The organism is Bacillus sp. z60-11 (assembly GCF_046464135.1).
In the GTDB taxonomy this organism is placed as follows: Bacteria; Bacillota; Bacilli; order Bacillales; family Bacillaceae; genus Bacillus; species Bacillus sonorensis_A.
This window is the reverse complement of the sequence record NZ_JBIYSN010000002.1, coordinates 416,111-442,386: the sequence shown is the minus strand read 5'-3', so window position 1 is coordinate 442,386 and position 26,276 is coordinate 416,111. Positions and strand designations below refer to the sequence as shown.

The following is a 26,276-nucleotide window of genomic DNA, read 5'->3' as shown; positions in this document are numbered from 1 at the left end:
TTTGTTTTACACCCAAGAGGTTCAGAATCGGGCTTCAACCCGTATTTCAATTGGCTTTCAGTCTTCACAATTCCTGTGCTTCTTTTAAGAGAAGCCCGTTTTATACATTTTGAACAATTGGAACAAAAGTTGAACACAATCTATCAATTGTATAAAGAGTCATTTCACTCCAGGGAAAGGGCATTGATCCATAGATTAAACTCTTTCAAAAATCAATTCAAACGGCAAAAAGACTTGATTTTGTCCATGTATTCCGTCATCGGCTAGAGGTAAAATAAAGAAAAGAGTTATTCAATCATTCGAAATGAAACATTTTGAATCGCGATCGGAGCAAGGCACCTGCCCGCCATTCCTGAATTCTTACAAGAGATTAATAAAATTGTTTAGTCAGCTTGACCACGTTCGATGCAGTCATTGCCAATCAACCGCATGTAGACCACTTTGATGAGTCTGTCCAAAGAGAGAGCAACCCGCATAGCGAGACATCCTTGTTATAAATGGCGGAATCTATCGAATCTTTGAAGGTCATTCTCTCATCATGAGTAAGGGGGATCTAAATTGAAACGTAAAAAGCTGGCCCGCGGCGACAAAAATTGTTGTCAATCATTGGAGACAGGCACATTTTCTAATGGTTTGCTACCAGATGGAAAAGGAAGAGCGCTGGAATGCCGCTATTTAAGGCAAATCTACGAACACTTGCAAGATGGAATCATTATGATGGATCAGGAACGTAGAATTCTGGTGATGAATCCATCAGCAGAGAAGATGACGGGATGGAAATTGGGGGACAAGGTACCGTACTGTTCCTACTGTCAAGCGAGAAAACTGGAAGCGGGAGAGGAGCGTTGTTATTTGCTGGCCAAGCGGGAAGCTCCTTATTTTCTTTCCTCAATGCCTACCTATGAGGGACGATTCGTCGACATGGAGATGAGCACGGCTGTCATCTATGAAAACGGTGAACAAAAGAAACAGAAAGTCCTTTTGGTTTTAAAAGATTTAACGATGAAGAAAAAGGAAGAAGAAGCGAGGATCTCCAAGCTGGTTTTGCAGAAGACGTTGGAAGCGCAGGAAAACGAACACAAGCGGTTGGCTCAGGAGCTGCACGATGGCTTAGGACAATCGCTTTATTCGGTTTCAGTAGGTATTCAAGCGATTCAATCGCGCATTGACCAGGAAGAGAAATATAGAACGTACATGCAGGAGATCGTGGATGAGCTGGAAAAAGCGATACAAGACGTCAAGCTCTACTCTCTCCAATTACGTCCGCAAAGTCTCGATCAGCTGGGACTCGTCCCTGCGATCAAGCATCTCGTTAGCAGCTTGAACAAGACTCATCAGGATGTTTCGATTACGTTTACCTGCAGCAATGTCAATGATCGTTTGCAGCCGGTTTTGGAAATCAATTTATACCGTGTCATTCAGGAAGCGCTGCATAATGCCCTGAAATATGCGAAAGCCACGCTGATTGAGGTCATCTTGTTCAAAGTAGGCGACGATTTGATGTTGAAGATTCAGGACAACGGCATAGGATTTAAGCGCGAACTGGTGCAGGAAGGTCTGGGACTTAACCATCTAAAAGAAAGAGTAGATCAGATTGAAGGAAGTCTTCAGATTCACTCCATTCCCCGGAAAGGGACATCTATTCATGTGCAAGTACAGTATAGGGAGGGGAAGGAGAGTGATCAGGGTATTGCTGGTCGATGATCATACGATGATTCGGAAAGGTATCCGTGTGCTTTTAGAAGGTTATCCCGAAATCACCATTGTGGGAGAAAGCCACAATGGTAACGAGGCTATCATCAAGACGAATCAGTTGGAACCTGATGTGGTGCTGATGGATTTGTCGATGCCAGATGGATTGGATGGATTTACAGCGAGCAGTCAGATCCGAAAGTTGAAACCATCGGTTAAAATCGTCATTTTGACGATGCATGACGAGGAGATCTTTGTCCATAAAGCAATCGAAGCAGGGGCTCAAGGGTATGTTTTAAAAAATAGCCATTGCGAACTGCTTTTTCAGGCAATTGTCGAGGTAAACAGGGGAAAATACTTTTACAAGACATCCGTATCCCAACACATGATCAGTCAATGGCTGAAATCAGAGTCGGAAAAACCGCCTTCTGTTTTAACCGTTCGCGAAAAGGAGATTGTCAGGCTCATTGTACTGGGCTATGCCAATAAGGAAATCGCTGATCAACTGTCAATTAGTGTTAAAACAGTGGAAAACCACAAATCGAATATCATGCAGAAGTTAGAGCTGGATTCCAAACACGAGTTAATCCAATATGCGATCAAAAACAAGTATTTGGAGCTGGCGTTGTAACCTCTCGTCCCTTGACCTGTCTCTTGGCAGTTCAGGGGATTTTTTTTGAGGGTGCAGGGGCCTGCATAAATAGGGGAGTTCCCCTATATGGAAAAAATGGTACGAGCGTATACTTAAAAATAGAGATATGCATCTTATGAAAAATCAACACGCACTAAAGGATCCAGTTACAGAAAAGGGGGGGAACTATGACAAAACACGTTCATTATTCGGTGATCATTGTAGGGGCTGGGACTGCTGGTATTTCGGTAGCTGCCCGTCTTGTCCGGGCTTCGAAAAAACTCAAAGGACAAATTGCCATCATTGACCCGAAAACCAAGCACTACTACCAACCTTTGTGGACATTAGTTGGGGGAGGTGTAGTGAAGAAGGAAGAGTCGGAGCGTCATCTAGCCACCCTGATCCCTGCCGGCGTTGACTTGCTTGGCGATGCTGTAACAGGGTTTCAGCCGAAACAAAACAAACTCTTGACCAAACAAGGAATGATTGTTTCCTATCATTATCTCGTTGCAGCAGCCGGTTTGCAAATCGATTGGGACGGGATCAAAGGCTTGAAAGATGCGGTGGGAAAAAACGGGGTTTGCAGCAACTATTCATACCATACGGTGGACAGCACATGGGAAAATATCCGCAGTTTTAAAGGTGGAACCGCCATTTTCACTCATCCTGATTCTCCCGTGAAATGCGGGGGAGCTCCACAGAAAATTATGTACTTGGCAGACGATTATTTCCGCAAGTCAAATGTTCGCAACCGGTCGGAATTGATGTTTGCGTCAGCGAAAGCAAACATTTTTGATGTCCCGAAATATGCAGATGCGCTCGAAAAAGTCGTCCAGCGCAAGGGCATCCAAACGATGTACAAAAGAAACCTGATCGAAATTCGGCCGGATTCAAAAGAAGCTTTGTTCGAGAATCTGGAGACGAATGAACAGGAAATATTAACATACGATCTTCTTCATGTCACCCCGCCGATGAAAGCGCCTGAATGTATAAAAGACAGCGAGTTGGCGGATGCCGGCGGATGGGTCGATGTTGATCCGTATACGCTGCAGCACAAAAAGTTTGCCAATGTTTTCGGAATTGGAGACTGCGCAAGCCTCCCGACCTCCAAAACAGGAGCAGCGATTCGCAAACAAGCGCCGGTTGTGGTCCGAAACCTGACGTCTTTGATGAACGGCTCGCCATTAAATGCGAAATACGATGGCTATACCTCTTGCCCGCTTGTGACAGGATACAATAAATTGGTACTGGCTGAGTTTGACTACAACAAGGTGCCGCAGGAAACGTTTCCGTTTGATCAGTCTAAGGAACGGTTCAGCATGTACCTGCTGAAAAGAAGGCTGCTTCCCATGATTTATTGGAATGGCATGTTAAAAGGATGGATGTAAGACGTCACACCGAAAAAAGGACAAGCCCCGAAACGGTCATAATCTCCGGTAAAAATGCTGCGCTATCCAATCGCTATTAAAAGTGCATATAGAGAAAAACAAATCATGATCCAAGAGGAGGAATGTAACATGTTGCTGCGTTACTTTTACGATGAAAAGCTGGCCCATGCATCCTATCTGGTTGGCTGCCAAAAAACAGGGGAAGCGATTGTAATTGATCCAGGCCGCAATCTAAAACCATATTTGAAAACAGCCAAAGAAGAAGGGCTAAAAATCAGAGCGGCCGCTGAAACTCATATTCACGCCGATTTTGTTTCCGGTGCACGCGAACTCGGCGTTACCCATCAAGCGAAGCTGTATCTTTCCGATGAAGGCGATGCAGATTGGAAATATCAATATGCCGATGAATTGAACCATCAACTAGTGAAAGCTGGCGATCGCTTTTCGATCGGAAACCTGATGTTTGAGGTTATCCATACCCCCGGTCATACCCCTGAAAGCATTTCTTTTCTGTTAACAGATCGCGGAGGACATAAAGACCGTCCTATCGGCATCTTTACAGGAGATTTCGTCTTTGTAGGCGACATCGGCAGACCCGACTTGCTGGAAAAAGCGGCGGGGATCAAGGGAACGTCAGAAGCGGGGGTAAAAGAGATGTTCAAGTCTCTCTTGAAGTTCAAACAACTTCCGGATTATCTGCAGGTGTGGCCGGCTCATGGCGCGGGCAGCGCTTGCGGCAAGGCACTTGGAGCGATTCCTTCTTCCACCGTTGGCTATGAGAAGATGTTTAACTGGGCAATGGGTTACAGCGATGAAGAGGAATTCGTCAAAGCTTTGCTTGATGGACAACCGGAACCGCCAACATATTTCGCCGTGATGAAACGGGTCAATAAAGAAGGCCCTGCCTTGCTTAAAGACCTCCCTGCCGTGCGGGAAATCACCTCGATGGACCAAGTAAAAAGTTTGCAGGGAAACAGACAAATTGTCGATACCCGCCCTTCCCGGGAATTTGCCGAAGGACATGTGGAAGGTACGATCAACATTCCATTTAACAAAGCATTTACGAACTGGGCAGGCTGGTTTATCGACTACAATCGTCCTGTGTACTTCATCACGACTCCGGATGAAGTGGATGAACTCCTAAAAGCACTCCGCTCCATTGGCATTGACAATGTGGGAGGGTTTGTGGATCGTGAAAAAATCCTGGCAAGCGGTGCTTTTTCACTTGAAACATACGCGGAAATCACACCACCTGAGATCGCAAAATTAGTGGAAGACGGTTTTGTACACGTACTTGATGTTCGCAATCTGACTGAATGGCAGGAAGGTCACATACCGAATGCGCAGCACATCATGCTGGGAACGCTTCAAGAGCGGCTGGAAGAAATCAACAAAGACGGTCCGATCCTTGTGCAATGCCGTTCCGGAGCCCGGTCTGCCATTGGGGCCAGCATCTTGCAAGCTAACGGCGGTTTCAAACAAGTCTTGAGTTTGAAGGGCGGAATTGTCCAGTGGCAGAAAGACGGCCTGGCCCTGGTGTGATAAGGGGCAGCCTCTAATCTTTTATGCAAATCGATTCCCCGGCGCAACTGGAAGACACATGTTTGACATTTCCAACTGCGCTTAGGGTGAAAGGGGAACATATGACAATCAGTTTGATTATGACATTGTTTTTGATCGGTTTTACAGGATCTTTTATGTCCGGGCTTTTTGGAATCGGGGGATCGATCATCAATTATCCCATGCTTCTGTACATTCCTCCAGCGCTCGGATTTGCGGCCTACACATCCCACGAAGTATCCGGAATCATTGTCATCCAAACTTTTTCTGCCACCCTTTCAGCTCTCTGGTCTTTACGAAAAGACAAGCTGATCCATTATCAGCTCGTTTTGTATATGGGTAGCGCTATTATTATCGGAAGTCTGTTGGGAGGATATGGCGGAAGATTCCTCTCGGCAGATGTCATCAATGTCGTGTATGCCATCTTGGCTACTATGGCTGTGATCATGATGTTCATGCCAAAAAGGGGAATCGATGAGCGGGAGGTAACGAGCGTTACTTTTCATAAAACAACTGCTGTATTATTCGCATTGATTGTCGGAATCGCCTCCGGTATTGTCGGAGCTGGAGGCGCGTTTATCTTAGTCCCAATGATGCTGATCATCCTCAAGATTCCTACGAGAATCGCGATTGGATCTTCACTTGCCATTACATTCATATCATCCATCGGATCAGCTATCGGGAAATTGATGGCTGGTGCTGTGTTAGTCTGGCCTTCTCTCATCATGGTGATCGCCGGTATGATGGCTGCGCCACTGGGAACGATGTTAAGCAAGCAAATGAATACCAAAGTTCTTCGGGCCATTCTTGCGGTGTTGATTCTTGGTACCGCTTTGAACATTTGGATTGAGATCATGATGTGATATGACCGCGAAGATCGGATTTGTAACAGGTGGTGATCTAGAGTGATGAAATGCTATCATCGTCTAAAAATAGTCCGAGGCAGGCTTCACAACATAAAAAAAGAGACCAAGCCATTGCTTGATCTCTGAAGTAAAATGGTTTTCTTATTTCTCTCACTAGGCATTGGCGCCAAGCTGGACAAGAATATCATGTACATCCACATGGCAATACGTAACAACATCATAAGAGAGAATTTAACATTTCCTCGTCGCAGGAACTCCGGCAAATGGGGCACCTGTGTGCTTACCTTCAAAAATAAAATAAACGGCTACAAGATCACCTTCAGCTGTCATCGCTTTAATCGGCATTTTGAAACTTGGGAAAGCAAACCCTCTACACCTGGAAACAGTGTATCTAATTGCGGATAGAATACAAAGTCTTTATGGCAAAAGTCTTTTAAGTCATCGTACTTTTCCTGTTCAATTGTTTCAAAGTATCGACGGATTCATTCTTTATTGTTTTCAACTGACATCTGAACACTCCTCTCCTTAACTACAAGACACTCACGCTTCAATTTAAAATGAATAGGATTCCCCATCATCAGGCACTAAAACATGAGAAGCGATTCCTTTTTCATGAATAAAGGATTTTAATTCTTCTTTTGATAATCCCCAATGGTTCACAGCTTCCATGTGGCTCACGATCATTTTCGCATGCGGGGCAGCCTTATGCGTTTTATAGATATCTTCTTTACCCATGATGAGAGAACCGCCCTCGTAGAATTGATTATCACCGCCATTTACGACAATAATTTCTGGTTGATGTGTATCAATCTCTTCTTGAATCCCCTCATACCATACGGTATCTCCAGCTACATATAATGTTTTCTCGCTTTGGTGTTTGAAGACGACGCCGCATACAAGGCCTGCCATTTTTAACATGTCTCCTCTTCCGTGTTCGCCTTTCGTTTTGATTAATTGAATACCTTCAAATACTGTATCTTTTGTTAACACTTCGACATTTTTGAATCCGGCATTTCGTATTTCAGCTGCATCTTCTTCATTTTGGGAGAACAACTTGATATCTTTTGGCAATACCTCTTTAGCAGCCTCATCCCAATGATCATAATGTAGATGGGTAACAATAACAACATCAATATCTTTAATCATATTGTCGACAGATGTTGGTAATTCAACTAAAGGATTGTTTTGATTCTGTCTTGGCGCATTCGGGAATGGAGGATAAGCACCTTTCTCGGCTAACATTGGATCTATTAAGAACTTTTTGCCTGCATATTCGACAACAAGTGTAGCATTACGAATTTGTTGAATGTTCACGTGTAAAACTCCTTTTCTTTAAGATATGTATAGTATAAATACAGCCTTTTAATAAATACATGGAACAAATCAAGTCTTTCTGCGGTTTGACTTGATTTTTGAAAGTATGTATTTGCATGAAGATAAAAGAACAATCAAGCTTGAGTTTTATTGTGAATGTGCTGAACTGCACTTTTTTAAAATTCATCCGGTTTTCAAAAGGAAAAGCTTAATTTTGCAGCGGGTTTTGCAGCTTCAGCAGGAGGGGATCAAGGATCAATGGCGCCGCATATATAGAAAAAGAGTCGCTAAACTTCTATTGTAACGGCCATTTTCTTCTTCTTTTGATTGACACACATATTAGACAGCGCTAATATGATAGCAACAAACATATTAGGTGTGGCTAATATGTGAGGGGGAGAATAGATGGAACATAACAAAATAGATACAAAAGTGAAATTAATTCACGGCTTTTCAAATAAAACAAGACTGCAAATTCTTGAATGTATCAAAGACAAAGAAAAAACAGTCTCTCAGATTGTAGAAGAGATCAACGGCAATCAATCAAATATTTCACAACACCTTGCCTGCCTAAAAGGTTGTGGAATTATTGTCGGCAGAAATGAGGGGAAATACTGCTATTACAGTTTACGCAATCAACATATAAGAGACTTGCTGGCGATGTTCGATATTGTTTTAGGTGATGTTCAGCATGATGTTGCGTGTTGTGACAGGCATATCGATCAGGGGGAATGAAAATGGCTGACAAATGTTGCAGTACAAATCACAACAGCGAAAAAACTGGAAAAATGATGTCAAGTTGTTGTTCCGCGAACAAAGCTGGATTTATTCATTCTTCTTCGGTGTCTGATGGCATTCCGGGTGAAGTTAATTGCTGCAGTCACTCTCAATCCAACAAGAATACACAAGAAGACGGCAGCTGTTGCAGCCCAGCGGTTACAGAACAGTCTAATTGCTGCAGTTCAAAAGAAACGGTACGGAAAGAATATAGCGTTCACGGTATGGATTGTCCCGCTTGTGCAAAAACGATCGAAAAAAGTTTAATGGCCTTAAGTGATATCGTTGAGGTCAAGGTTAACTACGGTACAGCAAAAATGCTTGTGACTGCAGATCGCGCAGATGCTTTGCTTCCGATTGAGAATGAAATAAACAGACTCGGATATGCTATAGAATCTTTCAATCAACATAAAAATATTAAAATATACAATATTGAAGGTATGGATTGTGGAAGTTGTGCCAAAAGCATTGAAAATCACTTTCACACTCATCCGTCTGTTCAACATGTCAGTGTGAATTTCTCCGCCGGAAAAATGAAAATTGCGCATTCCGGCCGTGTTGAAGAAATCATTTCTGAAGCAGCTAAAATCGGTTATAAAGCTTCATTACATTCGAGAAGCCAACCAATACAAGTGAAAAAGGGCAATAAGGAAAGCGGCTTGATCATCATGTCCGGTTTATTCATTGCCTTTGGTTTTATCGGATCCTTGACAGGTGTTTCAGCATTGGTGTCTGCCTTGCTTTATGCAGCTGCAATGGTGATCAGTGGGTATAAGCCGGTTAAAAGTGCTTTTTATGCAATCAAAAGTCGATCCCTTGATATGAATGTACTGATGTCTGCTGCGGCAATCGGAGCCGCTCTTATAGGGGAATGGGTTGAAGGTGCTACTGTGATTTGGCTATTTGCCATCGGCAACTTTCTGCAAACCAAATCAATTGATCGTACAAGGAGTTCGATACGGGATCTAATGGATCTGGCCCCTCCTGAAGCTTGGGTTAAAGGGAATGCTGAGATCATGAAGAGGCCTGTCGAAGAAATATCCATAGGGGAGACGATCATCGTCAAGCCGGGCGATAAGATTCCTTTAGATGGTGAAATCATACAAGGAGAATCAAGCGTCAATCAGGCTCCGATCACAGGAGAATCCATTCCTGTCGATAAGGTACGTGGTGACAAAGTATACGCAGGGACGATCAATGAAAATGGATCACTGGAGATCAAAGTGACAAAGCTGGTTGAAGATACAACCATATCAAAAATCATTCACTTAGTTGAAGAAGCTCAGGAGCAAAAAGCGCCGACTGAAGCATTTGTTGATCGGTTTGCAAGTATTTATACACCGGTTGTCTTCCTTTTAGCTTTAGCGGTCATGGTTCTGCCTCCGGTTGTTGGATTCGGCGCCTGGGGAGAATGGTTTTATAAAGGGCTCGAACTAATCGTTGTCGCTTGTCCGTGCGCTTTAGTCATTTCAACTCCAGTTGCCATTGTATCTGCCATCGGCAATGCGGCGAAAAACGGAGTCTTAATCAAAGGTGGAACGTTCTTAGAGGTCGCAGGCTCTATTCATGCGATTGCATTTGATAAAACAGGTACTTTAACCGAAGGTAAGCCTAAAGTGACAGAAATAAAAGCATTGAATGTCCCGGAGGAAGAATTGCTTTCAACAGCTGTAACGCTGGAAACCTACTCAACACACCCTATTGCGAAAGCGATTGTCGATTACGCGAATGAAAAAGGAATAAAGGCTAAGAATGCCGGATTATTCAAAAACATAGTCGGAAAAGGCGTTCAGGCGACAATTGATGGCACTCTTTTTTATGCGGGAAATCCTAAACTGTTCAGTGAAAAGAATATATCATTAGAGAATGTGAAGGAACATGTTCAAGAGATGCAGAGCAATGGAAAAACGGTTGTTTTGATAGGGACGGAAACGCAATTGATTGGGCTTGTCGCCGTTTCTGATCCTATTCGTGAAACCACTGCTTCTGCTTTAAAAGCATTAAAAGACAGCGGAGTAGCGCAAACGGTCATGTTGACTGGAGATCACAAAGGAACTGCAAAAATGGTGGCTGCAGAAGCGAAGGTCGATCGTTATTTTGCTGAATTATTACCGGAGGATAAAGTTGATATCGTCAAGACATTGCAAAAGGAAGGGTATCAAACAGCCATGGTCGGAGATGGCATTAATGACGCTCCCGCGCTGGCAACGGCTGATTTAGGGATAGCCATGGGGGGAGCAGGAACCGACACAGCGATGGAGACAGCAGATATTGTTTTAATGGCGGATCATCTCGATCAACTTCCTCACACCCTAACATTAAGCCGGAAATCCTTAGCCATTATCAAACAAAATATATGGTTTTCGATCATCATTAAAATCACTGCGCTAGCCTTGATCTTTCCCGGCTGGCTTACCCTCTGGATGGCCGTATTAAGTGATACAGGCGCAGCCTTGATCGTCATTTTAAACGCATTAAGGCTGTTAAAATTTAAAGGGCAGATGTAAAGTAAAGGCACGCGAACCACTGCGAAAATGGAATTCATAAAAGGGGGCGGAATTTTTTCCGGCCTCTTTTTAGCTTTTCTCCAGCCCGTAAATCCCAAAATATAAACAAAACATTAATAAAACAACACGATTTGATTAACAAATTTACGATACGATCATTTATAACTTGATCGTTGGGAAACGCTTTTGGAGATTAAGAGTAAGGGAGATATGATGTGAGAATGAAACGACTAAGGATGAGAAAGCTATTGGCCGCTGTATTTTCTTTGGCGCTTCTTCAAAGTTCCCTGAGTGTAAGCCATGCGGGCGCGGCAACCAAAATGGGAACAGCAGCTCCGACCCCTTCAGGACATTTCATAGATCATTACAAAAACAATAACGCTGCTAATATGACAGTGAATTCCAATCCGGTGATCGGGATGCTTTCCGGATTTAATCAGCTTTGGGTTCCCGGACATACGTGGGATAGCGGTATCAAGCTGAACAGCGGCGTGTTGGATGCCAATATTCAAAAAGTCGTTGATATTGCTGAAAGCCGGACCCCGCTTGAGGAAAATGCTGCATATTTTGATGATCGCAGGCAGCAGAGCTACAGTGTGATTGATGGTCTTGGTTCACTTACTGACGTATATCGAACGAAAGCGGGAGCGACGACAACGATCAACAGCATCCCGGCCGACGCCTCGATGATAAAATATCATGATGAAGGAACCAATTCAGGCAGCACGGGTTCGAGTCTTGGTCACGTCGTGAGCTTGGTCAACACTTTACGCGGCAACTATTCTTCAACGAATCCGGCTAAAGGCTATTTCAATTATCCTCGCCCGTTTCGCTGGAAAGACAATTCCATCATTGTTCCAACCCTTGTTCCCGCTATCAATCCTGATCCAAACAAAGATGGAGGTTTTCCGAGCGGACATACAAATGCCGCATATCTCAGCGCTTTTGCCATGGCCTATGCAATACCGGAGCGCTATCAGGAGCTGCTTACCAGGGCTTCGGAGCTCGGCCATAACCGTATTGTCGCCGGTATGCATTCCCCGCTCGATGTCATGGGAGGACGGGTCATGGCAACCGCATTGGCAGCTGCTATCCTATCTGATCCAGCCAATGAAAGCTTGAAGAAGGCTGCTTATGATGAAGCTCACAGCAAGCTGTTAACCGAAACAGGTACAGCCCAAGATAGATTCAACGATTATAGTGTCAATAAAAAACAATATACGCAGCGACTAACATATGGATTTGGTCAAATCAAGCGGACGACGAAACCGATGGTGGTTCCTAAGGGCGCTGAAGTCCTGCTGGAAACACGCTTCCCATACTTTGATAAAAAGCAGCGCCGTTTGGTTTTAGCGACTACCGGACTTCCTTCCGGATATCCTGTTCTTGATGATGCTGAAGGGTGGGGGCGGCTTAATCTCTTTTCCGCAGCCGATGGATATGGGGCACTTCCTAAAGACGTTACCGTGACCATGGATTCTGCAAAAGGCGGCTTCTATGCATGGGATCGCTGGCGCAACGATATCTCCGGCTCCGGAAAGCTGACCAAAAAAGGGACAGGCACTTTAAAGCTGGAGGGGAACAATACCTATTCCGGCGGTACAAGGATTGACCAGGGAACACTTGAAGGCGGCTCGGAAACAGCCTTTGGAAGAGGTGATGTGTCAAACAACGGAGGCACTCTGAAGGAAGATGTGTCAGGAAAACTGATCATCGGGGGAGACTACAAACAATCTGCCAAAGGTGTACTTGAGCTCAATCTTAGCGGTAAAGAAGATATCCTTAAAATCAAAGGCAAGGCAAAAATGAAAGGGACATTGCGCCTCCATTTTTCGAACAATTATGTACCGGCCGATGGAGCTGCGATCATCACCTTTAATAAAGGTCATGGATCATTTTCTTCAATCGAGACGAAGGGTTTGCCGAGTAAGTACAATGTGAAGGTGATCTATAAATCCAACAGTATCAAACTGAAAATCGAGTCTAAGTCGATTTGAGTCCTGCCGGCTTAAATGGTGATCAGAAAAGCGCCGGCCCTATAAGTTCAATCATATACCTCACAAGCTGGCGCTTATCGCCCCAGCTTGTTTTGAATGTGTTGAAGCCTAAAAAGCCCGTGGTCGAGTTATCTATCGTTCACAAGCATAATTGTCATGATCGCGATCCATTTTTGATTGATAAGCGGGGTGAGAGCTTGGCACACCATTCGGGTATTTCTTTCTCAATTCGGTACAATTTGCAAAAACTTCAGTACTTCCTGTTGCCGGAGCGGAGTCAGAAGCGCTTTTTTCACTTGGCGAATTGGCCGGTTTTTGAGGAGCGCTCTGTTTTGGATTTGTTTTTTGTACCGTTTTTGCTTTGGCGGAAACGCACCCATTAAAACCCTTATCGGTTACATAGCCGGATTTACTCCAAATCGCAAGTTGTTTGCTTTGCGCGCTTTTTTCAACTTCTTTATATTGCTCCACGTATTTTGTATTTGGAGGATATATGTAAGCCACCCTGGCAAGGCCCTCTTTTAACAGCTTTTCTTGGACGGATTGACCGTCGACATAAACATAGGCCAGCAGTCTATCATATTTATCAGTGCGGTCACCTTTATCAAATTCCAATTCGAGTTTTCCGCTGCTAACCAATTCTTTATTTCTCTCAGAAGCGTCTTTTCCGTAGGGCTGGACACATGAATTTGGTTTTTTTGTTTCCGGAGTATCAACCAGTAAATAGCGGACTGTTTCTTCTTTTCCTTTGTACTTGACTTTGATTGTATCTCCATCAACAGCTTTCGTCAGTGTTACAGGAACACGATCCGCGTTTTCAGCCGTCACATCGGCGGTTTCTTCGGTTTTATGAGAAGCGGTACTTGAGTTGCAAGCTGTCAATGAAAAACTGAAAGTCAATGCAGCTATAGCCAGTAAACATTTTTTCAAAAAGAATTCCCCCTATCGTTTAAAAAACATCTATAATCATCCTCCAAAAACATGTCATTTTCAAGAGGATTTACAAAAAATATTGCTGTTTTTAATGTGAAAAAAGCCCTCATAAGAGAGCGCAGGAAAGATGCAGTATGTTTTGTTAAACGATAGGATGCTCCAACATCAAAACCGCCGTTTCATCCATCACCGAAAAGTCAAATCGCTAAACCGTTGAATTTCACCCTTGATCACGGTTAATTTCTCTAACTATGAAAATATTAAAAAATAGTCGGTACCATCCCTCCGTCCATACGGATTGGCGAACCTTTAAAGGCGGATGCATAAGGGCTGCATACAAATGTTGTGAGTCTGCCGATTTCAATTGGCTTGATAAAACGCTGTATTTCAGATTGCGGCAAGTTTGCTGCCATAAAGTCTTTCTCTTTTTCTGAAAACGTCATCTCTTCATCAAGGTACATACCCTCAATGATTTGCTGCACATTTTCAGAAAGTGTTGGTCCCGGCATGATCGTATTGACAGTCACTTCTGTTCCTTTTGTTAATTTCGATAGACTTTTTGACAATGATAACAGCATTGATTTTGTCATAGAGTACTGAGGCATTTGTCCTGAAGGCATAATGGCTTCTTCGCTCGCAATAAAGATAATCCGGCCATCATTATTGTTCAGCATTTTAGGTAAATAAAATTTAGATAAACCATTTGCAGCAAGAACATTGGTGCGGATGTATGTTTCCCATACTTCATCATCCACGTCCTCATATTGCATTATTTCATAGATCCCCATATTGTTAACTAAAATATCAACATTGGGATATTTTTCAAATAAAGCTTCTCTTTGTCCGATATCGACAATGTCGGCTGCAGCATTTTGCGGAGAGGTGGCCGGAAAAGCGGATTTGATTTCCTTTACAGTTCGTTCCGCCTCTTCAGCGCTTCGGCCGTTGATGAGTACATTCACGCCTTCCTTGGCAAGTTCGATGGCAATGGCTTTACCGATGCCTTTCGTTGATCCAGTAACTAAAGCTGTTTTATTGCTTAATCCCATATCCATTATCGAGTTCTCCTTTTATCGTGTTGAAAAATTTACGTTTAAGACAATGTTCATTTATCCGAGTTTGCACCTAAGTGTTCAGTACGCCAATTTGCAGGAGTCTCACCTTCCCAAAGGCGAAAGGCGCGGTAGAACGAGTTTTGGTCTTCATAGCCAATCAGGAAGGCCACTTCTTTAATATCAAGCAAGGGGTCTGCCAAGTACTCTCGAGCCTGCTCGTGACGGACATGTGTCAACAGCTGTTTGAAGCTTGTGCCTTCGTCTGTAAGCCGACGCTGCAAGGTACGATCGCTCATCCCCAATTCGCTCGCGACAGTCTGAATATCGGGGCGCCCGCTCGTTAGGCTGCGTTTCAATATCCACTTGACCATTCCGGTGATTGAGAGGCTTGCTTGCTGCTGATTCAACGATTGGTCCAGCACAGGGGTCAGAACCTCCAGCAACTCAGCGTTGTACGAGATAAAGGGGCGGTCCAGATCTTCTCGATGCAATGTCAACCGGTTACAATTTGTACCGATCTGAATACGGCAGCCGAAGTAAGCTTCAAGTGCTTGCACATTGCCCATTGGCTGCGAAAATTCGACGAACCTCGCCTGCAAATGTTGACCAGTCCCCCGGAGGCCCAGCTCCAGAAGAAATGCCAGCGTAATACCCACCAGCATCGGAGGAACCGATTGTTCGGTATTCAGCGATTCCAGTTCGATTGTACAGTGCTCACCTTTCTCAGTGATGTGTAACCTTTCCGGGGGGCACAGTTGTTTGTAGCGGGCCATTCGCTTGAGCGCGTCGCGATAGTCACGGGCATGGTAAGTCGCTAAGACGGTCGGTGGGAAATGTGCTGTTTCAAAGGCGGTTGTAAGCTTGATGATTCCTTCGGCAATGTCATCAATGAGATCGGAATAAGCCTGCCAAATCGCGAAATATTGGGCGGTGGTGACAACCGGTTCAGCTATAATGGTGAGCGGCAGTCGTGCTTTTCGGACCACATCGTGGGGGGCAATCCCTAATTGACGTAATCCTGCCCAAAATCCCGCCGGCATTTTTATACGAGTATGGGACGTCATACAGATCGGCCTCCTAAGTTTTCGTTTTAGAATTCCGCCTTGTTGCCGGGACAGTTATGACTTTACCTACCCAATGGCGCTTTGTAACTAGCAAATGGCGCCATTTTACTTGCCGATTACGTCGAAATTTGTAACGGCTGCAACAAGCCGGCTGCTATCGATGCAGCCGATGCTTCATTTTATCATTAACCTCTCATATGAAGTGATATTCAAAATTGTTAAGACAGTATTCGTTCCTTTTATCTTGGAAGATCGTTTCATTTGAACAGCAACTTTACGATGGTTGTAGATAGGGGAGGGCCTGAAAAGGGACAGAGGAGCATAGCTTTTTTGTTATGGTTCAGCCATAGGAGGCGCGGAGCGGAAGATGAATCAAACCGCCGCCTGCGTCTGACACAAGCCTCCCTAACATCGCACCCGGCCCGAAAACGAGAGCTAAGTGACCAAGCTGACCGCCGATTCCGGCTTCAATAGAAAGAACGATTTTGTCAAGATCCATCCCAAGCCCGATTGCCACTATAAATGAAACGACCAAAAGCGAGATAAAGGTATTTAATTTTACTTTGATGATGAGAAACAGCAGAATAAGAATGCCAATGGCCACAATGAAAATCGACATCACATAACCTCCGGGAGATTGTGTGTCTTTTAACAGAGCCAAACAATGACCATCAAACCAGAATACAAAAAGGCACTTTCTGAAATATGGATCAATCACTTTATGATTATTTTATTGTTATGTTTTGATTAACTGTTATTTCCGTACTAATCTTGTCACAATGTATCATCAACACTTTTTACGTTCAGAATGGACGTTTTCTATCCTGTGTCAGACAAAATAACAAATGGTTAATTGTTGATTATGTTTTGGTTATGTGATATGTTGTTATCAAGTTAGCAGAAATCATTTTGGATATAACCGTTGTGTACAAATCGAAATAATACCCTTTTATTTCTCTAACAAGCTTTGAAACCATGAAGGAGGAAATCAACAAGATGCCATTATTACGTTTCGATTTAATAGAGGGCCGCGATGAAAAAGCATTAAAAACATTGTTGGATGCCGCACACGATGCGATGGTGGAAGCTTTTAACGTTCCTGAGAGAGACCGCTATCAAATTGTCCATCAGCATCCGGCAAATGAGCTCATTATTCAAGATACAGGTTTGGGATTAAATAGATCCAAGGATTTGGTTGTGATCAGTATCACCAGTAAAACGAGAACGAAGAGTCAAAAAGAGAAATTGTACGCCTTACTGGCTGAAAAACTTGAAGCAGAATGCGGAATTTCCCCTGAAGATGTAATGGTTTCCATTACCGAAAACGGAGATGCCGATTGGAGTTTCGGCCTCGGCGAAGCGCAGTTTTTGACTGGGAAGCTGTAAGGTCTCGAAAGGGATGATTGAGGAAATTTGAAAGAGACACATTTACCTTGGCGTAACTTATTTCACAAAAAGTATCATTAGCTGTCTGGAATGCTACGGTTAGAAGCCGGGGGAATGGAGCTGACTACTCGCCCCGTCAGGCAGTTATGTTTAAATGATTCCCTTACTTAAAGCGACACCAATTAAAAAGGGGGCCTGGGATTATATCATCCCAGGCCTCTTCATTGATTTTTCCTTTTTGTGCCCGATTCAACCTCTTTAAAAAATCTTAAAGTCGTGTTCTTTTGACCAGAAAAGCGGCCTTCTGTATCATAAATCCCGCTATTAAAAATACGACTAGCAATAAAGTGATGGTTGCTCCCGGAGGTGTACCCCACTTATAAGAAGAGGTAAGACCAGAGAGAATACTAAAAAGAGCAATGATGATAGAAACCGAAAAAACAGCTGTAAAGCCTTTGAACAGCCGAATGGCAAATGCCGCTGGAAGCACTAATAATGCCGACACAAGCAAAACGCCGATTGTTGGTATAATCACAGCGACTGTCATTCCAACTAGAATGCTGAATGAAAGAGAAAGCAGCCGAACATTTACTCCGCTTGTTTCGGCTGTATCCTCATCAAAAGTCATTAAATAAAGCTGTCTTTTAAACATAAAGAAATATAATAAGACAAGCAGCGTAATTCCGCCCATAATGTAAAGCTGTTCAGTGCTGATCGTTACAATAGAGCCAAATAAGTATTGCTCAATATTCGTTGTCATACCGCCCTCTGTAACACTTAATAAAAAGAGGGCAAAAGAAAGACCAGCAGCCATTAAAATGGCAATGGAGACCTCGGAATACGTACGGTAAGCCCTCCTCATATATTCAATGCCTACGGCTCCAACCGTTACAACTAAAAAACTTGATAACGTGATATTCGTATGGACAAAGAAACCGATGGCGACGCCGGCTAGTGAAATATGAGATAGAGTATCGGCCATTAGAGCCTGTCGTCTGAGGACGAGAAAGACCCCGAGTAATGGAGCGATGATCGCGATTAAGCATCCTGCGTAGAAGGCTCTTTGCATGAATTCCAAATGAAACATTTCCATCTGCTGTTCTCACCTCTCTCTAATCGAATATTCTTTGTTAAATATGGCTCCGCTTCGTCTTGGTCATGGGTGATCATGATAACGGTTTGTTGGTGTTGCTGCACTTGCCGGTCCATCATTTGATAAAAGGACCGGCGGCTTTCAGCATCCATACCTGTTGTAGGTTCATCCAGGACAAGTATGTCAGGTTCTGAAGCCAAAATCCTTGCTATACAAACTTTTTGTTTTTGTCCCCCAGATAAATGGCCAATCTTGCGATCACGAAATTCCCACATTCCGACCATCTTTAGTGATTCTTCTATTTTTTTATGATCTTGTTCCTTTAATTTGTTAAACCAGCTTCCTTTCTTGTACCGCCCTGAGCGTACAAGCTCAAGTACAGTACTCGGAAACCCTGCATTAAAAGATGCGATCTGCTGTGGCAAGTATCCGATTTTCAAACGTTCTCCGCTAGAATTGGTTGCGCTGATATCCACACGTCCATGCCAGGGCTTTAACAAACGAAGCATAAGGCGGAGAAGCGTGGATTTTGAGGCTCCGTTAGGTCCCGTAATCCCGACAAATTCTCCGCTATTAATGGTGAATGTGATATCTTCCAATAGAGGTGTATGCTCATATCCGTATATCACATTGTGTAATGAAATAAGTTCCAATATCAATCTTACCTTTCCATCAAAAACATGTTGCGTGTCTCATCATTGAGATAATGACGATTCTAACTGTTTTAAATTATTTTTCATTAAATCAATATAATCCAGCCCTTGTTTTTGCTCCTCTTTACTTAGTCCTTCTAACGTATGGAGCACTTCTGTTTTAGCTCCAATTTCATCTGCTAATGTTTTCGCAACTTTCGGAGAAGCGAGTTCTTCAAAGAAAATGGTTTGAATATGGTGTTTCTGGGCAAACTTCTTTAATTCTGCGAGCTTAGCTGCACTTGGCTCCTGTTCAGGGGAAAGGCCTGCGATAGGCACTTGCGTTAATCCATATTGTTTCGCTAAATATCCGAACGCTGCATGCTGTGTAATGAGCTCTTTGTTTAGAACATCTTTTAATGTTGACTCATATTGTTGATCGAGATCCTCTAATTTCTGCAAAAACGCATCGCGATTCTTTTCATAGTAAGCTTTATTGTACGGGTCTGCTTTTTCAAGCGCTTTTGTAATGTTTTTTACTTCCTGCTGGGAAAGGACAGGACTTAACCATACATGGGGATCATATGTATGCTCATGCCCGGATTCTTCATGTTCTTCTTCCTCTTCTCCAGTTCCTTTCATCAGTTCAATGCCTTTGCTTGCTTTTACAAAAGTCGGTCCATTTTTTCCTACACTTTTTTCGATAGAGGGTTCCCATGTTTCCATATAAGGACTGTTATAAATTAGGACATCCGCTTCCCCGATCTTTTGAACATCTTTTGGAGAGGGGTCCCATTCATGGGGTTCAACAGTAGATGGAATTAAAAGATCAACATCTGCTTTTTCTCCGGCAACTTGCTTTGTAAACTCATACATTGGGTAAAATGTTGTGATGACCTGTAATTTTTGATCATCTGATGAGGAACCGCTTGCTTGTTTTTCCTCATTTCCCGAACATCCAGCAAATAGTGAAAGACATGTCGCCGCAATCAAAGCTGCTGTCGTATATTTTTTCATGTTTATTCCTTCTTTCTTGAAAAGTATTGATTCGTTCATTTCGTGTGATTGATCATTCAAATCAACAAAAACACTTAACTTCATGAACTAATTCCCTATTAAATCATAATCGTTACGATTTGTGAAGTGTTTTTTATTTTTAGGTGCGAGATCGTCAGTATTACGACCTTTTATGCATAGATCGAATGTCAGCAGGTCGGAACAAGCCACAGACTTCCTGACAGGGAAGGAGGGAGCTGGCAGTCGTTTGCAGGCTCATTTATCGTGAGGCTGCATGAACCATGGGATACTTTTGCGAGCTTGGTCGTTTTTATTTATTGCGGTTTTTCCGTCAATTTTTTCATTTTTTCTAAGGCTTGCCAAGGCATTAAAGCACAATTATGGCGAGCTTTTAAAGGGTGAACGCCTATGAAGGAAACCGCATCTCCCAGTGTTTCCTCTTGTGGTTCTGTCCCATTGCGTATCATATCTTCCATGGATTTTTGCATGTCTTCGACTGCTGTCATTGTTTTGTCTTTTATAAGGTCAGTCATTATGGATGAAGACGCCATACTAATGCTGCATCCTTCCCCTATAAAGGAAGCGTCCTTTATCCTGTTATCCTCTATATCAATATACAGAGTGATGACGTCGCCGCAAGTGGGGTTTTTATAATGAACAAATAAAGCGTTGGGATGCTCGATTCTTCGAAAATTCCGCTTATATTTTGAGTGGTCCATGATAACGGCTCGATATAAATCTTCTAACATCATGATTGCTCCTTTCCTTTAACATTGAAATGATTGATGTGATTGTATATACTTTAAAATACAAATCGAAATAATTACGATTTAAGGTTAACTCATTTAGAAAAGTGGTGCAATAACATTGAAGCAATTTTTCACATTCTCTCGGCATCGCAGACTGCGTTCAACGCCAGGTATACGGGATTTGGTAAGAGAAAATCGGCTTTCCATTAACGATTTCATATATCCTCTGTTCGTCCAAGAGGGTATCGGGTTAAAGACAGAAGTACCTTCCATGCCAGGCGTTTATCAACTGACATTAGATTTATTAGATAAGGAAATTCAAGAATTAAAACAGCTGGGGATTCAAGCGATTTTTCTCTTCGGCATTCCGAGTTGGAAAGATGATTTTGCAACGTCTGCTTATACATCAGATGGCATTGTTCAACGAGCGGTTAGGCAAATCAAGGCTTTAGATTCTGATTTGGTCATCATAACAGACACATGTATATGTCACTATCAAACAGAAGGCCATTGCGGCATACCGGTAAACGGCAGGATTGATAATGACGTGTCTTTAGATATACATGCAAAAGTCGCCATATCTCAAGCTGAGGCAGGTGCCGATATTCTGGCGCCCTTAAGCATGATGGATGGATTTGTGACGTATATACGACATGCGCTGGATGAGTCCGGTTATCAAGACATACCGATCATGTCGTACGGTATCAAGTATGCTTCAAGCTATTATGGACCATTTCGAGATGCCGCGGATAATTCGCCTGCTTTCGGTGATCGTCGAACCTATCAGATGGACCCGGCAAATCGTTTAGAAGCTTTTCGCGAGGCTCAGTCTGACCTTGAAGAGGGAGCAGATTTTATTATTATTAAACCGGGTCTTCCTTATTTAGATATCATGAGGGATATGCGAAATTCTCTCCATATTCCGCTGGTTTCATATCAAGTAAGCGGCGAATATGCGCAAATAAAAGCAGCATCGCAAAACGGCTGGATTGATGAAAAAAATACAGTATTGGAAAGCATGCTTTCTATGAAGCGGGCCGGAGCCGATCTTATCGTTACATATTTTGCAAAGGATATAGCAAGATATCTTCGGGAGGAATCATGAAACAGGCAGCGATCGCATTCATTCGATTATATCAAAAGGCGATATCACCTCTATTTCCGCCACCTGCAGGTTTTATCCAACATGCTCCAACTATGGGCTTGAAGCGATTCAAAGGTTTGGATTTATAAAAGGCAGCTGGCTGCTCATCAAACGATTGCTGAAATGCCACCCTCTTCATCCGGGAGGCTTTGATCCTGTTCCGAGCAAAACAGATCAAAAAAGTGAGGGGGACTCCCTGTGAACCGGCCATATCAAATCAAATTTGACTCTTTTCGCATGATGGTTTTTTCTGATGGACAGTTTCCTGTAACAAAGGATTTTTTTCTGGCAGGGGCAAATGGTGACCGGGAAGTTGAGCGCTTTCCTGGTGAATTCGAGGTAGCGCTGAATTTTGTCTGCCTGCAAATCGGGAGTAAGCTTATTTTAATTGATACAGGGTTTGGAGAGGCAGGCGGACAGGAGTCAGGGCATTTATTAACACGCTTAGAACAATCTGGGATTCATCGTCATATGATTGATTACGTTGTTTTGTCACACAGTCATGCAGACCATACCGGAGGGCTTGTAAAAAATGAAAAACCTGCTTTTCCAAATGCCGTTCATATCATGAGTAAGAAAGAATGGTTATATGCGAAACAAACTCCTGATTCCAGACAATTCAAGGTCATAAACAAAGTACTTCCGCTTCTGACATTGATTGAAGAGGATACTGAAATATTACCGGATGTATGGCTGAAACATACACCGGGTCACACACCCGGACATCTAACTGTTGAAGTCCGTACAAATCATGGCGTATATTTGATCACGAATGATGTATTCAATATTCCACACAGCATTTCTAATACAAGTTTGCGTGTCGTACTAGAAGAAGATCCTGTACAGGGGATAACTACTAGGAATCAATTGATACAATTGGCTTGCAAGGAGCAAGCCTTCATTCATTCCTGTCATTTTCCTTACCCGGGGCTTGGTATGATTGAAAACAGAGACTCATTATATCAATGGAAACCCATTGATATTTTATCCTGACCACAGGACATATATTTGAGTAAGTACAGGAAGAGAAGTTCGTTTTTTTCATTGCCTCTCATTCATGGGATGTGTTGAATAAACAGAGCGAAGTTTCATCCTATTGAATATGGTTAAGCGGAGATGATAGCTGAGGTTAACATGTAGATAACTGAAACCATTATTTAAGATATTATATTTGCAGCCTCCCTTGAGGAAGGCTGCTATTTTGTTCGTTTTATTATAACGTCCAAGCGTAGAAGCACATATTGCTCTTGATTGATGTCAACAGTTGATCATAAATATTTAAGGCTACTTCGCTATGCAGTTTTTAAATTGCTGTTCCAATTCTTCTTTGTTTAAGTCCTTTCCAATGAAAACAAGTTCGCTTTGTCTTGTCTCGTTTTCGCTCCACTTCCGATCGGGACGTCCTGAAAACAACATATGAAGCCCTTGGAATACGATTCGATATTCTTCCCCTTTAATAGAAAGGATTCCTTTATAACGTAATAAATCTTCTCCTTTTTCCCGTACGAGATAACTCATCCAATGATCCACCTTTGCCAAGTCAAGAGGCTTCTCTTCCCGAAAAGCAATAGAAGACACTTTATCATCATGATGGTGGTGATGATGATCCTTTAGAAAATGAGGATCGATTTCAATTTTTCGATTGACGTCAAACGTATTGATTCCCAGTATATCTCTTAAATTGATCTTGCAATCTCTGGCATGCAGCCTCTTAGCCGTAGGATTAATGTTGACAAGTCTTTGCTCCAAGGATTTCAGATCGTTATTCGATACTAAATCTGTTTTATTGAGGATGATGACGTCAGCAAATGCGATTTGCTCTTGCGCTTCATCCTGATCATCCAGATGTCTGGTGACATGCTTGCTGTCTACTACCGTGACGATGCTGTCAACTTCAAATATGTCGGATAACAGTTCATCCATAAAAAAAGTCTGGGCAACGGGGGCAGGGTCAGCCAGTCCCGTTGTTTCGATTAAAACGCGATCAAATGCAACTTTCCCTTGATCCATTGAGAATACAAGAGTTCTCAGAATACGAATCAAATCTCCGCGGACCGTGCAACAGATGCAGCCGTTGTTCATTTCTAAAATTTCTTCTTCAGAATCAACGACGAGCTGATTGTCTATCCCGACTTCTCCGTACTCATTAACAATAACCGCAACCTTTTGATTGTGTTTTTCCGTAAGTATTCGATTTAAAAGTGTGGTTTTCCCGGCGCCTAAATATCCAGTGAGAATGGTGACAGGAATTTTCTTTTTAGTTAAAGGCATGATCATTCGACTCCATTTAAAATTTTTTCGATACTTTGACTACTTTTTCTTTGTCTTTTGCAACTCCGGCGATGACGTCAGATGAACGCTCGAAACGTTGGCCATCATACAAATGGCTTGCTTTTTCTTTATAATCTTCATTGGTACAAAGCGAGTCAATCAGGAGGGGGACATCCTCAGGTTTTAAATCTTTATACCAAGTTCCTTTCGGGTAGTGGATGACCACGCACTTATCTTGGCATCTGCCATTACAGCGCGTGCGCGTTGTATGAATAACATTGTCAAGCTCCCGGTCTGACATTACAGCGCGTGCGCGTTGTATGAATAACATTGTCAAGCTCCCGGTCTGAGATTTCTTGCCGAATCACTTGAGTCAGTTCCTCAGCTCCGACCCGATTGCAACTGCTGCCGTTGCAAATAAAGATATGATGTTTCATATTACTTAAATCCCATGTCGCCATATGTGTCATTTCCCTCCAAATAAAACAAAATTATTACGATTTGTAATGGAGCATTTAAATGCATCAAAGCGCCGATCATAAACTGTCTTAAACATCCTCCGGCTCTTTTTGTCATTTCACAAAGATGATACAAACGAGCAGGGGATAAACCGCTCGCCAGCTTTTGCACCGATCCATAGTCAATGAAATCGTAATAATTACGACTTACAACCTATTTTATCTCTTTTCAAAGTCAAAAGCAAACAGAAGAAAAGGCTAAATTGCATGAATGAGCCGTTGATACGCTCCTATTCTTTAAGTCACACAGCATTTTCTGAAGATTGTCATGGTCTAAATCATCACCGATAAAGACGAGTGTATTGTTCATCTTTGCTCGTGTAAGATATACACATTTTCACATTGGAACAAAAGATTTATGACTTTATCGAATCTTTTTGTAATGGAGAGGTTGCAGTTTTTTTTTAAAAGCCTCACTGATGATCGGCCGCTTTGATGATTGTGTGGACCCGCAAGATCAATTTTTAATCAAAAATGGATTGTAAAAATGAACAAGTCAAAGTACACTAAATGATAATGATAATCATTTACGACATGGAGATAAGCCATGCACTATACTAGGAGTGAAGAGCGATGAACAGGAATGAAGTATATGATGTGACGGTTATCGGCGGAGGACCGGCTGGATTATATTCCGCCTTTTACAGCGGACTGCGGGGGATGAAAACAAAGATTATTGAATATCAGCACGTGCTGGGGGGGAAGGTCCATGTTTATCCGGAAAAAATGATTTGGGATGTCGGAGGGCAAACGCCGATATCGGGAGCGAAGCTGATTGAACAGATGGTGCAGCAGGGATTAACATTTCATCCGGAAGTGCTGCTGAATGAGAAAGTGGAGTCGATTGCCCGTAATGAAGAAGGGCTGTTTGAATTACATACGGCTGCCTCAGGGGTGCATTTGTCCAAGACGGTCATCGTTGCTGTAGGCGGTGGTATCCTGAATCCGCAAAAGCTTCAGATTGAAGGGGCAGAGCGTTTTGAAGTGTCCAATCTGAATTATACGGTCAAGTCGCTGCAGCATTTTAAAGATAAAACGGTCATTGTCTCAGGCGGCGGCAATTCGGCTGTCGATTGGGCCAACGAGCTTGAGCCTGTAGCGAAGAAGGTTTACCTCGCTTACCGTAAAGAAGCGCTCAGCGGGCATGAGGCCCAGGTGGATCAGCTTCTGAACAGCTCGGTGAGCTGCTTCTTCCATACCGAGATTACCAAGCTGATCGCTTCAGATGATCATGAGGTGATCGAACGAGTCGAGCTCACAAATGCTCAAACCGGTGAGGTTATCGAGCTGCCTGTAGACGAAGTCATTATTAATCATGGATATGAACGCGACAAATCGCTGCTGGAGAACAGCCGGCTGGATATTACCCGGGTTGATGACTATTTTATCGCGGGTACCGCCAACTCTCAATCTTCGGTGCCAGGGCTGTATGCGGCTGGGGATATCCTGCATTACGACGGCAAGCTGCACCTGATCGCCGGTGCGTTTCAGGATGCGGCAAACGCAGTGAACAGCGCCAAACGCTATATTGATCCCGAAGCGCATAAGAGCGCGATGGTGTCGTCGCATAATGAGGTTTTCAAAGAGCGCAACCGCGAGCTTGTGAAGAAGATGTTCGGGTAGCCCGAAGGCACACTCAAGATAAAAACAAAAAGCAAAAGGGTGTTCGCCGGCTCTGATAT

The 26,276-nt window shown here is 43.1% G+C and carries 22 protein-coding genes and 4 pseudogenes; 14 read left to right on the top strand and 12 right to left on the bottom strand.

Annotated elements, in window-relative coordinates; genetic code table 11:
- Positions 1-57 precede the first annotated feature (57 nt).
- From ACINLD_RS09080 to ACINLD_RS09055, 6 genes and pseudogenes are all read left to right on the top strand, one after another.
- Positions 58-156 (top strand): annotated as a pseudogene (locus ACINLD_RS09080) (thioredoxin); the annotation flags it as partial.
- 477 nt (positions 157-633) lie between these two features.
- Complete coding sequence (locus ACINLD_RS09075; RefSeq protein ID WP_026588008.1) at positions 634-1,704, top strand: PAS domain-containing sensor histidine kinase; 1,071 nt, start codon at positions 634-636, stop codon at positions 1,702-1,704.
- On the top strand, positions 1,679-2,323 hold the full coding sequence (locus ACINLD_RS09070) for a response regulator (protein WP_026588007.1): 645 nt from the start codon (positions 1,679-1,681) through the stop codon (positions 2,321-2,323). Before ACINLD_RS09075 ends, ACINLD_RS09070 begins: the two co-directional genes overlap by 26 nt.
- Positions 2,324-2,511: 188 nt before the next feature.
- The gene (locus ACINLD_RS09065) at positions 2,512-3,711 is read left to right on the top strand and encodes an FAD/NAD(P)-binding oxidoreductase (RefSeq protein WP_026588006.1); all 1,200 of its coding nucleotides are present in this window, start codon (positions 2,512-2,514) and stop codon (positions 3,709-3,711) included.
- Between the two features lie 129 nt (positions 3,712-3,840).
- Positions 3,841-5,253, top strand: a complete 1,413-nt coding sequence (locus ACINLD_RS09060; protein WP_409444596.1) for a rhodanese-like domain-containing protein — start codon at positions 3,841-3,843, stop codon at positions 5,251-5,253.
- A gap of 101 nt (positions 5,254-5,354) precedes the next feature.
- Positions 5,355-6,134: a sulfite exporter TauE/SafE family protein gene (locus ACINLD_RS09055; RefSeq protein WP_026588004.1), complete on the top strand. Its 780-nt coding sequence runs from the start codon at positions 5,355-5,357 to the stop codon at positions 6,132-6,134.
- Between the two features lie 234 nt (positions 6,135-6,368).
- Here the strand turns inward: ACINLD_RS09055 and ACINLD_RS09050 are convergent, their stop codons facing one another.
- Both ACINLD_RS09050 and ACINLD_RS09045 read right to left on the bottom strand, forming a co-directional pair.
- Complete coding sequence (locus ACINLD_RS09050; protein ID WP_236251279.1) at positions 6,369-6,467, bottom strand: ester cyclase; 99 nt, start codon at positions 6,465-6,467, stop codon at positions 6,369-6,371.
- Between the two features lie 222 nt (positions 6,468-6,689).
- The gene (locus ACINLD_RS09045; protein ID WP_026588003.1) at positions 6,690-7,451 is read right to left on the bottom strand and encodes an MBL fold metallo-hydrolase; all 762 of its coding nucleotides are present in this window, start codon (positions 7,449-7,451) and stop codon (positions 6,690-6,692) included.
- A 405-nt stretch (positions 7,452-7,856) separates the two neighbouring features.
- Between ACINLD_RS09045 and ACINLD_RS09040 the strand changes: the two genes are divergently transcribed.
- The 3 genes from ACINLD_RS09040 to ACINLD_RS09030 all read left to right on the top strand — a co-directional run bounded on the left by ACINLD_RS09040 (position 7,857) and on the right by ACINLD_RS09030 (position 12,732).
- The gene (locus ACINLD_RS09040) at positions 7,857-8,186 is read left to right on the top strand and encodes an ArsR/SmtB family transcription factor (RefSeq protein WP_026588001.1); all 330 of its coding nucleotides are present in this window, start codon (positions 7,857-7,859) and stop codon (positions 8,184-8,186) included.
- 2 nt (positions 8,187-8,188) lie between these two features.
- Positions 8,189-10,735 carry a heavy metal translocating P-type ATPase gene (locus ACINLD_RS09035; protein WP_409444597.1) on the top strand — a complete coding sequence of 849 codons (2,547 nt, stop codon included), beginning with the start codon at positions 8,189-8,191 and terminating at the stop codon, positions 10,733-10,735.
- A gap of 221 nt (positions 10,736-10,956) precedes the next feature.
- Complete coding sequence (locus ACINLD_RS09030) at positions 10,957-12,732, top strand: acid phosphatase (RefSeq protein WP_179115757.1); 1,776 nt, start codon at positions 10,957-10,959, stop codon at positions 12,730-12,732.
- Positions 12,733-12,864: 132 nt separating this feature from the next.
- Here the strand turns inward: ACINLD_RS09030 and ACINLD_RS09025 are convergent, their stop codons facing one another.
- From ACINLD_RS09025 to ACINLD_RS09010, 4 genes and pseudogenes are all read right to left on the bottom strand, one after another.
- Complete coding sequence (locus ACINLD_RS09025; protein ID WP_409444598.1) at positions 12,865-13,662, bottom strand: thermonuclease family protein; 798 nt, start codon at positions 13,660-13,662, stop codon at positions 12,865-12,867.
- A gap of 263 nt (positions 13,663-13,925) precedes the next feature.
- On the bottom strand, positions 13,926-14,720 hold the full coding sequence (locus ACINLD_RS09020) for an SDR family NAD(P)-dependent oxidoreductase (protein WP_409444599.1): 795 nt from the start codon (positions 14,718-14,720) through the stop codon (positions 13,926-13,928).
- A 50-nt stretch (positions 14,721-14,770) separates the two neighbouring features.
- The gene (locus ACINLD_RS09015) at positions 14,771-15,784 is read right to left on the bottom strand and encodes an AraC family transcriptional regulator (RefSeq protein ID WP_077736362.1); all 1,014 of its coding nucleotides are present in this window, start codon (positions 15,782-15,784) and stop codon (positions 14,771-14,773) included.
- 376 nt (positions 15,785-16,160) lie between these two features.
- Positions 16,161-16,403 (bottom strand): annotated as a pseudogene (locus ACINLD_RS09010) (gluconate permease); the annotation flags it as partial.
- Between the two features lie 377 nt (positions 16,404-16,780).
- Here ACINLD_RS09010 and ACINLD_RS09005 point away from each other — a divergent pair.
- Complete coding sequence (locus ACINLD_RS09005) at positions 16,781-17,170, top strand: tautomerase family protein (RefSeq protein WP_077736363.1); 390 nt, start codon at positions 16,781-16,783, stop codon at positions 17,168-17,170.
- Between the two features lie 268 nt (positions 17,171-17,438).
- Here ACINLD_RS09005 and ACINLD_RS09000 read toward each other — a convergent pair whose 3' ends face one another.
- The 4 genes from ACINLD_RS09000 to sufU all read right to left on the bottom strand — a co-directional run bounded on the left by ACINLD_RS09000 (position 17,439) and on the right by sufU (position 20,667).
- On the bottom strand, positions 17,439-18,263 hold the full coding sequence (locus ACINLD_RS09000; protein WP_026587995.1) for a metal ABC transporter permease: 825 nt from the start codon (positions 18,261-18,263) through the stop codon (positions 17,439-17,441).
- Complete coding sequence (locus tag ACINLD_RS08995; RefSeq protein WP_409444601.1) at positions 18,209-18,916, bottom strand: metal ABC transporter ATP-binding protein; 708 nt, start codon at positions 18,914-18,916, stop codon at positions 18,209-18,211. Before ACINLD_RS08995 ends, ACINLD_RS09000 begins: the two co-directional genes overlap by 55 nt.
- 42 nt (positions 18,917-18,958) lie before the next feature.
- Complete coding sequence (locus ACINLD_RS08990) at positions 18,959-19,912, bottom strand: metal ABC transporter substrate-binding protein (RefSeq protein ID WP_409444671.1); 954 nt, start codon at positions 19,910-19,912, stop codon at positions 18,959-18,961.
- Between the two features lie 314 nt (positions 19,913-20,226).
- Positions 20,227-20,667 carry a Fe-S cluster assembly sulfur transfer protein SufU gene (gene sufU / locus ACINLD_RS08985; protein ID WP_409444672.1) on the bottom strand — a complete coding sequence of 147 codons (441 nt, stop codon included), beginning with the start codon at positions 20,665-20,667 and terminating at the stop codon, positions 20,227-20,229.
- Positions 20,668-20,779: 112 nt separating this feature from the next.
- Here sufU and hemB point away from each other — a divergent pair, with 112 nt between their 5' ends.
- The 3 genes and pseudogenes from hemB to ACINLD_RS08970 all read left to right on the top strand — a co-directional run bounded on the left by hemB (position 20,780) and on the right by ACINLD_RS08970 (position 22,798).
- Positions 20,780-21,766: a porphobilinogen synthase gene (hemB, locus tag ACINLD_RS08980; protein ID WP_410206973.1), complete on the top strand. Its 987-nt coding sequence runs from the start codon at positions 20,780-20,782 to the stop codon at positions 21,764-21,766.
- Positions 21,763-22,007 (top strand): annotated as a pseudogene (yidD, locus tag ACINLD_RS08975) (membrane protein insertion efficiency factor YidD). The gene hemB and the pseudogene yidD overlap by 4 nt, the downstream one beginning before the upstream one ends.
- Complete coding sequence (locus ACINLD_RS08970) at positions 22,004-22,798, top strand: MBL fold metallo-hydrolase (protein WP_409444602.1); 795 nt, start codon at positions 22,004-22,006, stop codon at positions 22,796-22,798. The pseudogene yidD and the gene ACINLD_RS08970 overlap by 4 nt, the downstream one beginning before the upstream one ends.
- A 291-nt stretch (positions 22,799-23,089) precedes the next feature.
- On the opposite strand, the gene ACINLD_RS08965 is transcribed toward ACINLD_RS08970, so the two are convergent.
- Both ACINLD_RS08965 and ACINLD_RS08960 read right to left on the bottom strand, forming a co-directional pair.
- Positions 23,090-24,082: a CobW family GTP-binding protein gene (locus ACINLD_RS08965; protein WP_026587988.1), complete on the bottom strand. Its 993-nt coding sequence runs from the start codon at positions 24,080-24,082 to the stop codon at positions 23,090-23,092.
- Positions 24,083-24,092: 10 nt separating this feature from the next.
- A pseudogene (locus ACINLD_RS08960) lies at positions 24,093-24,537 on the bottom strand ((2Fe-2S) ferredoxin domain-containing protein).
- 630 nt (positions 24,538-25,167) lie between these two features.
- Here ACINLD_RS08960 and ACINLD_RS08955 point away from each other — a divergent pair.
- Complete coding sequence (locus tag ACINLD_RS08955) at positions 25,168-26,217, top strand: NAD(P)/FAD-dependent oxidoreductase (RefSeq protein WP_409444603.1); 1,050 nt, start codon at positions 25,168-25,170, stop codon at positions 26,215-26,217.
- Positions 26,218-26,276 lie beyond the last annotated feature (59 nt).